The 12135-nt window shown below is 71.0% G+C and carries 8 protein-coding genes; all 8 read left to right on the plus strand.

The features are described 5' to 3' along the window. The first annotated feature begins 32 nt into the window (after nucleotides 1–32). Entirely contained in the window at nucleotides 33–3371 is a 3339-nt protein-coding gene (locus tag PMES_RS08840) for a TRCF domain-containing protein (protein WP_159965350.1), read from the plus strand. A gap of 426 nt (nucleotides 3372–3797) precedes the next feature. Beyond that, nucleotides 3798–4322: a DUF8692 domain-containing protein gene (locus PMES_RS08845; protein ID WP_159965351.1), complete on the plus strand. Its 525-nt coding sequence runs from the start codon at nucleotides 3798–3800 to the stop codon at nucleotides 4320–4322. 277 nt (nucleotides 4323–4599) lie between these two features. Further along, nucleotides 4600–5532 carry a glycosyltransferase family 2 protein gene (locus PMES_RS08850; protein WP_159965352.1) on the plus strand — a complete coding sequence of 311 codons (933 nt, stop codon included), beginning with the start codon at nucleotides 4600–4602 and terminating at the stop codon, nucleotides 5530–5532. Nucleotides 5533–5569: 37 nt separating this feature from the next. Next, the gene (locus PMES_RS08855) at nucleotides 5570–6601 is read left to right on the plus strand and encodes a glycosyltransferase family 2 protein (protein WP_159965353.1); all 1032 of its coding nucleotides are present in this window, start codon (nucleotides 5570–5572) and stop codon (nucleotides 6599–6601) included. Between the two features lie 2 nt (nucleotides 6602–6603). Beyond that, nucleotides 6604–7524, plus strand: a complete 921-nt coding sequence (locus tag PMES_RS08860) for a glycosyltransferase family 2 protein (protein WP_236549753.1) — start codon at nucleotides 6604–6606, stop codon at nucleotides 7522–7524. Between the two features lie 67 nt (nucleotides 7525–7591). Further along, complete coding sequence (locus PMES_RS08865; protein WP_159965354.1) at nucleotides 7592–8680, plus strand: glycosyltransferase; 1089 nt, start codon at nucleotides 7592–7594, stop codon at nucleotides 8678–8680. Between the two features lie 31 nt (nucleotides 8681–8711). Next, nucleotides 8712–9893 (plus strand): glycosyltransferase family 61 protein, encoded by a 1182-nt coding sequence (locus tag PMES_RS08870; protein ID WP_159965355.1) that lies wholly within the window; start codon nucleotides 8712–8714, stop codon nucleotides 9891–9893. Further along, the gene (locus PMES_RS08875) at nucleotides 9890–11818 is read left to right on the plus strand and encodes a glycosyltransferase family 2 protein (protein WP_159965356.1); all 1929 of its coding nucleotides are present in this window, start codon (nucleotides 9890–9892) and stop codon (nucleotides 11816–11818) included. Before PMES_RS08870 ends, PMES_RS08875 begins: the two co-directional genes overlap by 4 nt. Nucleotides 11819–12135 lie beyond the last annotated feature (317 nt).

Here is a 12135-nt window from a genome sequence, read left to right on the forward strand (position 1 = left end):
GCCCCTCACGACAACCGAAGAGGGGGCGCTTCATGCCGACCGATCACCCGGCGGGCGCCGAAGCCGTCCGTCTTCTGCGTGCCTTGCAAGGCGCCGGCTCGGAGCGTGCGATTCACCTGAGCCGCAACGACATGCGCGCCGGAGCCATCGCCCGCTTCCTCGGCGCCGCCCTGCCGGGCACCCGGGTGCTGCATTTTCGGCCATGGGACTGCCTGCCCTATGACTGGGCGTCGCCCTCGGCGGCCGCGATGGGTCACAGGCTCTCGGTGCTGCGCCGCATGGCGCAGGAGGGCCCCTGCCTCGTCATCACCTCCCCCGGCGCCATGGCGCAGCGCGTGCCTTGCGCCGGCGACATCTCCTGGCGGCAGCTGACACCGGGCGACGCGCTCTCTCCCGAGGATTTCATGGGCTGGGCGTGCGATCACGGCTACCGCAGCGACGAGCGGGTTGACGAGCCGGGCGAGATCGCCCTGCGCGGCGCGGTGGTCGACATCTTCCCGGCGGCCGCCGACGGCCCCTTCCGGATCGGTTTCGAGGATGGCGCGATCGAGACGCTGCGCGCCTATGACGCGGCGACGCAGATCACCACCCACGCGGTGGAGACGTTGGTGATAGATGCGGCAAGCGAGATGCCGCCCCCCATGCGGCGCGGCGGGAGCCTCGATGATGGGGCCGAGACCCCCGGGGAGCAGGACGCGGATGCCGAGAAGGCCGATCCCGGGACACAGGGCGCCCCGTGGCGCGGCGCCGAGCATTGGCTGCCGCAGGCCCGCGACAGGCTCTGCCGCCTGCACGATCACATGAAGGACGCGCCGATCCTTGCCGGCCCCGGCGCATGCGCGCGGATGGAGGGACTGATCGAGGCGCTTCCCGATCAACAGGCCCACAGGCTCGAGGCCGAGATCTCGGGCGCCGAGGCACGGCGCGCCCTGCCCCCCGATGCGCTCTACCTCGCGCCCGATGAATGGCAGCGGATCGCCGCGTGGGTTCACCCGCTCGAACTTGACGGGATCGCGCCGGGCGCCGAGATCGCCGGAAGCCGGCGCCCGCGCGCCGCGCTCGCCGAGGCCGTCGAGGAGGCCGGGCGCGCCATCCTCCTTGCCGCGACGAAACGCGACCGTGCCCGTCTCGGCCGCATGGCCGCGGGGGCCGGCCCGGTGCGCGAGGTCGATGACTGGGACGCCGCCCTCGCCCTGCCCGATGGCGAGATCGCGAGCCTTTGCGCCCCGCTCGAGCGCGGCTTTCGCGACGATGCCTGTCTCGTGCTGACCGCCCGGGACGTGCTGGGCACGCGCGCCGAGGATACCGGCGGGGCCACGATCGTGCCGCCCTGGCTCGCCGAGGCACAGGATCTGCACCTGGGCGATCTGGTGATCCACGAGGATGAGGGGCTCGGCCGGTTCGAGGGGCTGACGCAGATCGAGGGCGGCGAGGCGATCCGTATCTGCTATGCCGGCGACGAGGCCAGCCTCGTGCCAGTCTCCGATGCCGGCCGCCTGTGGCGCTACGGGCATGACAGCGGCACGGTCTCGCTCGACAAGCTCGGCGGCAAGACCTGGGAGAGCCGGCGGGCGCGCTTTGCCAAGACGGTCGAGCGCAGCGCCGAGGCCCTTCTCGCGGCCGCCACCGCGCGCCGGGAGACGAAGGCGCGCAAGCTGAGCCCCCCCGCGAAGGCCTATGAGAAGATCGCGGCCGCCTTCGCCTGGACCGAGACGCAGGATCAGAGGCGGGCGATCCGCGCCGTGCTGGACGACCTGGCATCCGGCACGCCGATGAACCGGCTCCTGATCGGGGATGTCGGCTTCGGCAAGACCGAGGTGGCGATCCGCGCGGCGGCGGCGGCGGCCCTTTCGGGCGCGCAGGTGGCGCTCATCGCGCCCACCACCGTTCTCGCGCGCCAGCATGCGCGCGTGCTGGCGCGGCGCTTCGAGGGGTCCGGGATCGAGGTTGCCGGCCTGTCGCGCCTGAGCACCGCCGCCGAGGCCCGGCGGGTGCGCGAGGGTCTTGCCGATGGGCGCATCGGGATCGTGGCCGGCACCCATGCGATCCTGGGCAAGGGCTGCGCGTTCCACGATCTCGGCCTCGTGGTGATCGACGAGGAACAGCGCTTCGGCGCCAAGCACAAGACGGCCCTGCGCGATCTTGCCGAAGGGGTGCATGTCCTGTCGATGAGCGCGACGCCGATCCCGCGCAGCCTCCAGGGGGCGATTGCCGGTGTGCAGGAGCTGAGCCTGCTGACCACGGCGCCGGCCCGCCGCCGGCCCGTGCGCACCGTCCTGTCGGACCGCCCGCGCCAGGCGGAGACGCTGCTGCGCGATGCGCTGATGCGCGAATGGCGGCGCGGCGGGCAGAGCTTCGTCGTGGTGCCGCGGGTCGAGGACATGGAGGAGGAACGGGCGCGCCTTGCCCGCCTGGTGCCGCAGCTTTCGATCAAGGTGGCGCATGGCAAGCTGCCGGCGCGCGAGATCGACGAGGTGATGACCGGCTTCGCCGATGGCGCGGGCGATGTGCTGCTGGCCACGGTAATCATCGAATCGGGGCTCGATGTTCCCCGCGCGAACACGATGGTGGTGCTGCGCCCCGAACTGCTTGGTCTTGCGCAGCTGCACCAGTTGCGCGGCCGGGTGGGACGCGGCGCCGAGCAGGCCTATTGCTGGCTGCTGACGGAGGCCTCCGGAGGCGATGCGCCCGTCTCCGCCGCGCCCGGCGATGATGCGGCTTCGGACGAGGAGGGCATGCGCGCGGCGGCCCGCGCGCGGCTCGACGCCTTCGCGGCGGCCGACAGCCTCGGCGCGGGCTTCACCCTGTCGGTGGCCGACATGGACCAGCGCGGCGCCGGCGATCTCTTCGGCGATGCGCAGAGCGGGCACGACGCGCGCATCGGTCCCGCGCTGCATGCCCACATGCTCGCCGAGGCCCTGCGCAAGGCCAAGGGAGAGCCGCCGCGGGCCCGCCCCGATATCGGGACCGAGGTCGCGGCCGCCCTGCCCGCCGATTACATCCCCCGCCCCGAGGTGCGCGCGACGCTCTACAACAGGCTCGCCAGGGCATCGAGCGCCGAGGAGGCCGACCGTCTCGCCGACGAGGTCGAGGACCGGTTCGGCCCGCCCCCCGAGGAGGCCCGCAACCTGCTGCTTCTGGCCGCCGTGAGAGGACGGGCGAGCACGCTGGGGATCACCCATGTCTCGATCGGGCCGAAAGGGGTGGCGCTCGATTTCCACGAGGACAGCGTGCCGCGGGACGCCCCCGAGGCCATGGAGCGCAGCGCGAACCGCCTGATCCTGCCGGGATCGGCATCGCAAATCGCCGGGGATGACGGTTCGGAGGCCCCGCTGAACCGGGCGCTCGAAGCGCTGCGGCTTTTGATGTAGGCGGCGCGCCCTCGGGGCGCAAAGCCAAGCCTGCCACCCGGCCCCGCACGCGTGTCTGGCCGGGTGGCGGGCTTGGCCAATCGGCGAGGCGTCCGGCAGTCTTGCGCCATGCGGGGCCGCGACGGGTCCGCAAGGGGAGCGCGGAAGGACCGGGATCGCATGGAGCCCCTTCGCCCGCGCGCCTTTGCGGCCCGCCACTCCGCCATCTCCAAGCCGCCGCGATCATGGCGGAAAGCCTGTCGGAACCCGTGGACCCCGGATCGCCTTGAGCTATAAAGAACGCTTTGGATATTACTCTGGATATTGAAGCGCCAAGAGGCGCGAGAACGAGAATTTCTGCGATGACATCAAGGGTGAACAAGGCAAGTTTCGGCGCGGCGGCCGCGTGGCTCGCCGCTGGCGGATCGCTCGCGGCGGTGATCCTCCATGGCCTCCCTGATCCGCCGCGCGACGGGCGTTCCGGGCGCGCTTCTCTACCGCGATGCCAACGCGATCGCCGGGCAGCCATTCTATTACGGCATCCTCGAATACGCGCCATCGGGCCTCTTGATGATGTCGGGCGCGATCCTCGCCTTCGAGACGCTGAAGCACCGGCGCCGCGAGCCGCGCAAGGCGATGCTGGCCCTGCTGGTCCTCGCGCTCCTGACGCTGTTCCTGGGCGCGGACGATCTGCTGATGCTGCACGAATCCGCCTGGTATGTCGGGCTCGAGGAGAGCCACGTGATCTTGTGGGAGGACGCGCTTCTCGTCATCGCCCTGGTCCTCGATCCCATGGCGATGCTGCAGCCGCTGGCCATGGTCGCCGTAGCGGCTCTCGCCATGCTCGGGCTTGCGGCCACCGAGGACATGCTGGGCATCCGGCCGCTCGGGGTCGGGCTCGAGGACTACCTGGAGATCATCGGCTTCTCGTTCTGGAGCGTCTACCTGCTCGCCCGCGCCTGGGCGCGCTGAGGCCGCGCGCGGCAACCGCTGCGGGCTTGCATTTCGGGACGGCATTGTCTTTGAAGGAGGCGATGGTCCCGGTTTCGCGTCGATGACGCGGGGGTTGGCACTGTATCTGGCAACCCTTCCATTCCGCCGCCGCGCGGAAGGGTCACACGCCACGGATGGGGCGCCGCGACGCGCCCCCGCCACACCATAGTCCCGGCGCATGGCACAGGGCCGTCCCTGACCAGCCCGGCAGCAACCATTTCATCCTCAATGCCGCAGCGGCAGGTAGGACAGTTTCATGACCGATATCGACCTTCCCCAGATCTCCGTTGTCATCCCGACCTACGGGCGCCCCGAGATGGTGCTCGAGGCCGTCACCTCGGCCCTGTCACAGAAGGGGCCCAGCCTCGAGGTGATCGTGGTGCCCGACGGCGACGATCCCGCCGCCATCGCCTCCCTCGCCCGGATAGGCGATCCGCGTCTGCGCATCGTGCGGCCCGGGGCGCATGTCGGCAATGCCGAGGCCCGCAATTGCGGCATCCGCGCCGCGCGCGGCACGTGGATCGCGCTTCTCGACGATGACGATCTGTGGCTGGAGGGCAAGCTCGCGGCGCAGATCGAAGCCGCGCGCTCCTGCGCCTTGCCCCGGCCCATCGTCACCTGCCGGTTTCTCGCGCGCACCGAGACGCAGGAGTTTTTCTGGCCGCGCCGCCTGCCCGCCGCCGGCGAGCCGATGGGCGACTATCTCTTTCGCCGCCGGCGCCCCCCGACGGGCGACGGCGCGATCCAGACCTCGACCATCCTCGCGCCCCGCGCGCTCTTTGCCGAAGTGCCCTTCGATCCGGACTGCAAGCGCTTCGTCGATATCGACTGGCTGCTGCGCGCGGCGCGGGCCGAGGGGACCGGCATCCTCTTCGCCGCGCCAGAGCGCCCCATGGCCGTGTGGCGCATGGATGACCGCGACCGTATCTCGATGAAGGGCAACTGGCAGGACGACGTGACCTGGATCGAGCAGCGGCGCGATCTCGTCACGCCCGCCGCCGCCGCCGCCTTCACCCTGACCCTGCCCTCGATCCGCGCCGCGCGCCAGGGCGACCGCAGGGCCGCGCTCGCATTGCTGCGCAAGGCGCGGTCCTTCGGGCAGGCCGGACGGGCCGAGCTGCTGTTCCATCTTGGGAACTTCATCCTGCCGGGCCGGTTGAAATCCCTGCTCGCGCAGCTCTCCCGCTAGGGCGGCGGCAGCCGTGAAAGGACCGCGTGCAGTCAGCATGAAGAACACTTCGGCCATCGCCGCCATCATCCCCGTGCACAACGGCGCGGGCGTGATCGGTCCCTGCCTCGACGGGCTCGCCGCCGCCGGCTTCGCCCCGGGGGACATCGTGGTGGTCGATGACGCCTCCAGCGACGGGACCGCCGATATCTGCCGCGCCCGCGGGATCGCGCCGATCGTGCTGGATGCGAATGTCGGCGCGGCGGGCGCGCGCAACATCGGCGCCGCGCACAGCGATGCCGAAATCCTGTTCTTCGTCGATGCCGACGTGGTGGTGGCGACGGATGCGCGCGCCGTGATCGCCGCGTTCTTCGCCGCCCACCCGGACCATGCGGCGCTCTTCGGCGCCTATGACGCACGGCCCGCCGCGCCGGGCCGGGTGAGCCGCATCCGCAACATGCTGCACCGTCACGTCCATATCGAGGGAGCCGGCCCGGCCTCCACCTTCTGGACCGGATGCGGCGCCGTCAGGGCCGGGGATTTCGCCGCGCAGGGCGGCTTCGATGCCGGACAGCGGATGATGGAGGACGTGGAGTTCGGGCTGCGCCTGCATGGGGCCGGCCGGCCCATCGCGATCCATCCGGAGCTGCAGGGCACCCATCTCAAGCATTGGTCGCTCGGCGGGATGATGCGCACCGACCTCTTCGACCGCGCGATCCCCTGGGCGCGCCTTCTGGCCGCGCCGCGCCATGGATCGGCCCCGGCGGCGCTGAACGTGAGCCGCGCGGGCCAGCTCTCGGTCCTGTGCGTCTCCGCCACGCTTGCGGGTCTTGTGCTGATGCTCGCCGCGCGCGGCGCGGGGCTGTGGCTGGTCGCGGCCTCGCTGGGACTGCTCGCAGTCTTCAACCGGCGCTTCCTGCGCCGCCTTCTGCGCGAGCAGAGTGCGGCCGACGCGGTCTTCGCCGTGCCGGTGCTCTGGCTGCATTACCTGTGCGGCGGGCTGGGCTTCTTCTGGGTGCGCTCGGGCCTCGACCGGCTCACGGGCGGGGGTGAACGCACGGACGTGCAGCCCCAAGGCGCAAGGAAATGACGATGGAGGACACCGCCATGCGCGATGCGAAACACGTGGATGATACCGGCGCGGGCCGCGAGACGGCCATCGTCATCGCAAGCTACAACCGCCCCGAAGAGCTTCGCACCTGTCTCGAGGCGCTTGCCGGGCTCGATGGCGGGCCGGTGCGCACGATCGTCGTCGATGACGGCAGCGACACGCCCCTTGCCGGGGTCTGCGCGCCCTTCGACTGGGCCGAATGCATCCGCCAGCCGAATGCCGGGCCGGGACAGGCACGAAACCGGGGCGTCAGGGCCGCCGAAGGGGCCGAGCTCATCTGCTTCACCGATGACGATTGCCGCCCCCGGCCCGACTGGCTTACCCGGCTCGTCGCGGCGCAAGGGGGCATCGAGAAACGGCTCGTCGGGGGCCGGATCGAGAACGCGCTGCCGCGCAATGTCTACTCCTCGGCCAGTCAGTCGCTCAGCAGCTATCTTTACGACTTCTACCAGTCGCATGGCAGCGGGATGACCTTCTTCACGACGAACAATGTCTGTTTCCGGCGCGAGGATTTCCTGGCGGTCGGCGGTTTCGGCGATTTCGCCGTCGCCTCGGAGGACCGGGATCTGAGCCTTCGCTGGAGCGCGGCCGGCGGAACCCTCGTCTATGCGCCGGATGCCGTCGTCGATCATGCCCATGCGCTCGACATGGGGACGTTCTGGCGCCAGCATGCCGGCTACGGGCGGGGTTTGCGGGATCTGCACAAGGCGATGAACGCGCGTGCCGACGGGCGCTCCAAGCTCGAGGGCGCCGGCTTCTACCTGAACATGCTGGGCTATCCGCTCAGGAAGGAGGGCCATAACCGGCTGGGCCAAAGCCTTCTGATCGGGCTCAGCCAGGTCGCGATGATCGCGGGCTATGGCGCGGCGCTGCGCCGCGAGCGCCGGGCGCGGGCCAAGTGAGCCGAACCTGTCCCCCGCACCATCGCGCGCCGCAAGGCAGCGCCGCCGCAGCCTGCCGGAGATCACCATGACCGCATCCTCCCTCCCCCGCATCCTGCTCCTCTCGGCGACCCCCCGGTCCGACCGTGGCGGCGTGCAGCGGATGATGGACCGCCTCGTCGAGGAGCTGCCTCCGCGCGGTCTCACGCCGGTCCGCGCGGGCCCCGACGAGACGCCCGACAGCGGCACCCGGATCGATCTGGAGGTCGGCGCGGGGCGCGGGGGGCGGCCCACGCTGAGCGCGCTTCCGGGGGCGGGGCGCTCGCTGCTGCAGCTCGCACGGCTCCTCGCGCGTGTCCGACCGGCGGTGGTGAACCTGCATTTCATGACCGGCGCCGCGGCCTATCTTCTCGCGCTGCGTCCGGTCTTTGGATACAGGCTCGTCTTCTCGGGCCACGGCGCCGACCTTCTGGAGCCGACGCCGGGCATGGCGGCCCGCCTTCCCGGCTTTCTGGCCGCGGCCGACGCGGTCACGGTCGTCTCCGGCGAGCTGGCGCAGGTCGCGCGCGCGCATGGCGTGCCCGAAGACCGCCTTCACATGATCCCGAACGGGGCCGATACGCATTTCTGGTGCCCCGGCCCGCCCGAGGCCGAGCCGGGCCGGATCGTGGCCTCCGGGCGGCTCTTGCCGAACAAGGGGTTCGACATCCTTCTCGAGGCGCTCTCGGGGCTGCCGGATGCGCAATGCACGATCGCCGGCGAGGGGGCGGACCGCGCCGAGCTGGAGGGCAGCATCGCGCGGCTCGGCCTGGGCGCGCGGGTCCACCTCGCGGGGCATCTGGAGCCGGAGGCGCTGCGCCGCGCGTTGCGCCGCGCGAGCCTCTTTGCCATGCCGTCGCGCCGCGAAGGCATGCCGCTCGCGCTCATCGAGGCGCTGGCCTGCGGCACCCCGGCCGCCGCGACCGCCATCGGCGGCATCCCCGAGGTGCTGACGGAGGCGACCGGGATCGTCGTGCCGCCCGAAGACGCATCCGCCTTTCGCGCGGCGCTCGCACGCGGGCTCGACCACGGCGGCCCCCTTTCACGCTCCGCCGCGCGCGCGCGGGCCGAGCTTTTCTCCGACGAGGCCTGCTACAGCCGCTATGCCGAGATCTTCCGAACGCTTGCCGCGAGGTGAGAGCGGGCCACTCCAGTTGGACGAGACAGACATGAGCAAGAACGTCCCCCTCTACGTTGCGCCCGCCGAGGCCGAAGTCACGGGACTGCCGGGTCGGCTGCGCCGCCGCCTGCGCTGGATGGGCGAGCGGTGGGGCAGGCGCGCGGCGCAGGCGGGTGTGCCGCCGATGCTCCTTGCCGGACGCTACCGGCGCCACGTTCCGGCGGCAGAGGCCGCGACCGCCAGCATCATCCATCCCCCGGCCCCCGTTCCCGCCGATCTTCCCATCGGTTTGCCGGCATCCGGGCTTCCCCGCGAGGCCGGCTGGTTCGGCTTCTCGTTCAGCGATGTGCCGTTGCGGGCCGCCGGTCCCACGCGGCTTCTGAGCATCGCGGATGCGCGCGTGCTGACGGGGCGGACGGCCTTTGGCGATTTCTCACCGGCGATCCTCGATGCCGCGGGCCGCAGTCTCGATCTGCGCGAGATACGCCACCGCCCCTTCCACGCCCCCCTCGCCCGGCGCGCGCCCGACATGCACCGGCGGCGCGCGGTCTGGATCGCCGAGCGGGTCTTCGACAATTACGCCCATTGGTTCACGGCACATCTGGGAAAGCTCGTCTGCCTGCGCGATCTGGGAGAGCTCGGTGATCTCGTCCTGCCGATGGATCGCCCGGCCTGGGTGGATGCCAGCCTTGCGCGGATCGGCGTTGCGCCCGCCGCCGAGCTGCCGCGCGGGGCGGTGCTCGCCGCCGATGAACTGGTCCTCCTCGAATGCGACCGCTTCCGCCCCGAGCTTCTGACCGCCGCGAGGAGCGCCGCCGCCGATCCGCCGGGCGGCGCGGAGAAGGTCTTCGTCACCCGCCGCGCCGCACGCGGCCGCCGGCTTCTGGGAGAAGAGACCTTCGTGCCGTTTCTCGAGGCGCAGGGCTTCAAGATCGCCGAGATGGAGCATCTCACTTTCGAGGCACAGGTCGCGCTGATGTCGCGAACCAAGCTGCTGCTGGCGCCGCATGGCGCGGGACTTGCGAACATGCTCTTCTGCGCGCCCGGCACGACCATCATCGAGATCGCCGATCCCGGCTATCCCAATCCCAACTTCTACGCGATGGCCGCCGCCCTCGGGCATCGCTACGGCTATGTCGCGGCGCGCGGTGTCGGCGCGGGGCATCCGCTGCGCCGCGATCTCGAAGTCACCCGTGCGCAGATCGAGAGCATTCTGGACCGCGCCGCGTGAGCCGTCTTTCGGTCATCATTCCCTGCCGCGATGGCGCGGCCTTCCTTGCGCAGACCCTGCGCTCGGTCCTCAACCAGACCCGCCCGCCCGATGAGGTGATCGTGGTCGATGACGGATCGCGCGACGGCAGCCGGGACATCGCGGAAGGCTTCGCGCCGCAGGTGCGGGTGCTGGCGGGACCGGCCTCGGGGGCGGCGGCGGCGCGCGGCATCGGGGCGGCGGCGGCGGTGGGGGACCGCCTGATGTTCCTCGATGCCGACGATCTGCTGACGCCGCCGACGCTGGCCGCGCTCGACGGGGCACTCGACGGGGCTCTCGCGGGCCAGACCCGCGCCTTCGCGCTCTGCCCCTGGGACCGGTACGAGCTCAGGAACGGCATCTGGATCGCCGCACCGCCCTCCGTGCCCCCCGCGCGGCCCGGTGCGGACCTTCTGGCGGGCTGGCTGACCGGGCGATACTGGCCGCCCTGCGCGATCTTGTGGACGCGGGACGGTTTCACGGCCTCCGGCGGGTGGGACACGGAATGCGGCGTCGACGATGACGGCGATCTGATGCGCCGCGCCCTAGCCCGCGGCTTCACGGGGCGGGAGATCACCCAAGGCCTTTCGCTGTATCGCCGCGCGCCCGAGGGGGCGGTCTCCCTGAGCGGGCACCGGTTTTCGCAGTCCGGCCTCCGCTCGCGTCTGAGGGCGCTGGAAAACACCGTCACCGAGATCGAGCGCGCGGGACGGATCGCGGCCTATCGCGCGCCGCTGGCCGAGGCGATCGCGGCATTGGCCAGCGATGCGCAAGGGACCGCGACCGCCGATGACTGCGGGGCCCTGCTGCGCCGCATCGGGGGGGCACCGCGCGGCGCCGGCCTTCGGCGCGGTGCGGGCGCGTTCCTTGCCCGGCTGGCCGCACGCCGCGCCGAGGGACGCATTCCGCCGCCCCTGCCCTTGGCCCCCGCCCCGTCAACGCCCCCTGCCCCACCAATGCGTAGCGGCGATCTGCCCGTCACCGGGCCACTCGTCAGCGTCATCATTCCCACCTTCGATCGCGCCCACCTCGCCGAACGCGCGGTGGCCAGTGTCCTTGGTCAGACATGGAGGGCGCTGGAGCTCCTGGTGGTCGATGATGGATCGCGCGACGACACTGGCGCGCGGCTGGCAAGGATCACCGATCCACGCCTGCGCGTCATCCGCCAGGAGAATGGCGGTGTCGCCAGTGCCCGCAATCGCGGCATCGCGCAGGCGCGCGGCGACTGGATCGCGTTTCTCGATTCCGACGATACGTGGCATCCCGAGAAGCTCTCGCGGCAGATGGCGGTGATGCTGCCCCTGCCCGCCCGTGTCGGGTTCTGCCATACCGGGCTCGAGATCGCGGAGCCGGGTGGATCGGTCTTGCGCCATGCCGCCGCGCAGGGGCGGATCTTCGAGCCTGCCCTGCTCGACAACCCGGTGCGCGCCCCGACCTCGAGCGGGCTGGTGCGCCGCGAAGTCCTCAATGTCATCGGGGGGTTCGACCCGTCCCTGCCCGCGATCGAGGACTGGGACTGGTTGCAGCGCGCGGCGCGGCTCTACGACGTGGCGGCCATTCCCGAACCGCTCGCCCTCTACCGCGATGACGGGGCCGATCAGCGCTCGAAGGCATTCCGCGCGAACATGACGGCGCGCGATATGCTGTGGGAGCGCAATCGCCATGCATTGCGGCGAAGCGGTCAGGCGCATGCCTACCTGATGGAAAGTGCCCGGCGGGAGCTTCGCGAACCGGCCGGTTCCGCGCGTGAAGGCCGCAAGCTCGTCCTGTCCGCCGTGATGGAGAAGCCCGGCGCCATGTCGCACCTCCCCTGGCTGCTCTACATGCTGGCCCCGTCATCCATGAGGTATGCCCTGCGCCAAACCGAGGCATGGTATCACGCCCGCAAATCACGGCTCCGATCTTGATCCGGACCTCCGAGGGGCGATTTGCGATGGCTGCCGGCACCCAGAATTACAACCCAAGGTTGTTTCTCGGGAAATTTCCCGTGTTTCGTTTGCTGTCTACCGCGTTCGATGCACGGGACGCTCGAGCGCCAGCGGCAGCGGGCCAGTTCGGAGCCATCGCAGGTCTCCTTCACACGACCGTCACTGGGACAGGAAACACTCTCTACACGATCTGTCAGGGCTCCGTGAAGAGCACAGTAAGCGTTTCCTGGCCCGCACCTTCCCAATTCTCACCTGACCTGAGATTTCGCACCTGACGGAGATTAGGGCAGGAGTTT

It is taken from the genome of Profundibacterium mesophilum KAUST100406-0324, assembly GCF_009835145.1.
GTDB lineage: Bacteria > Pseudomonadota > Alphaproteobacteria > Rhodobacterales > Rhodobacteraceae > Profundibacterium > Profundibacterium mesophilum.

Excerpts from the sequence above, each read along its gene's own strand:
- PMES_RS08840 (WP_159965350.1), top strand. The coding sequence starts at position 33 with ATGCCGACCGATCACCCGGCGGGCGCCGAAGCCGTCCGTCTTCTGCGT.
- PMES_RS08845 (WP_159965351.1), top strand. The coding sequence starts at position 3,798 with ATGGCCTCCCTGATCCGCCGCGCGACGGGCGTTCCGGGCGCGCTTCTC.
- PMES_RS08850 (WP_159965352.1), top strand. The coding sequence starts at position 4,600 with ATGACCGATATCGACCTTCCCCAGATCTCCGTTGTCATCCCGACCTAC.
- PMES_RS08855 (WP_159965353.1), top strand. The coding sequence starts at position 5,570 with ATGAAGAACACTTCGGCCATCGCCGCCATCATCCCCGTGCACAACGGC.
- PMES_RS08860 (WP_236549753.1), top strand. The coding sequence starts at position 6,604 with ATGGAGGACACCGCCATGCGCGATGCGAAACACGTGGATGATACCGGC.
- PMES_RS08865 (WP_159965354.1), top strand. The coding sequence starts at position 7,592 with ATGACCGCATCCTCCCTCCCCCGCATCCTGCTCCTCTCGGCGACCCCC.
- PMES_RS08870 (WP_159965355.1), top strand. The coding sequence starts at position 8,712 with ATGAGCAAGAACGTCCCCCTCTACGTTGCGCCCGCCGAGGCCGAAGTC.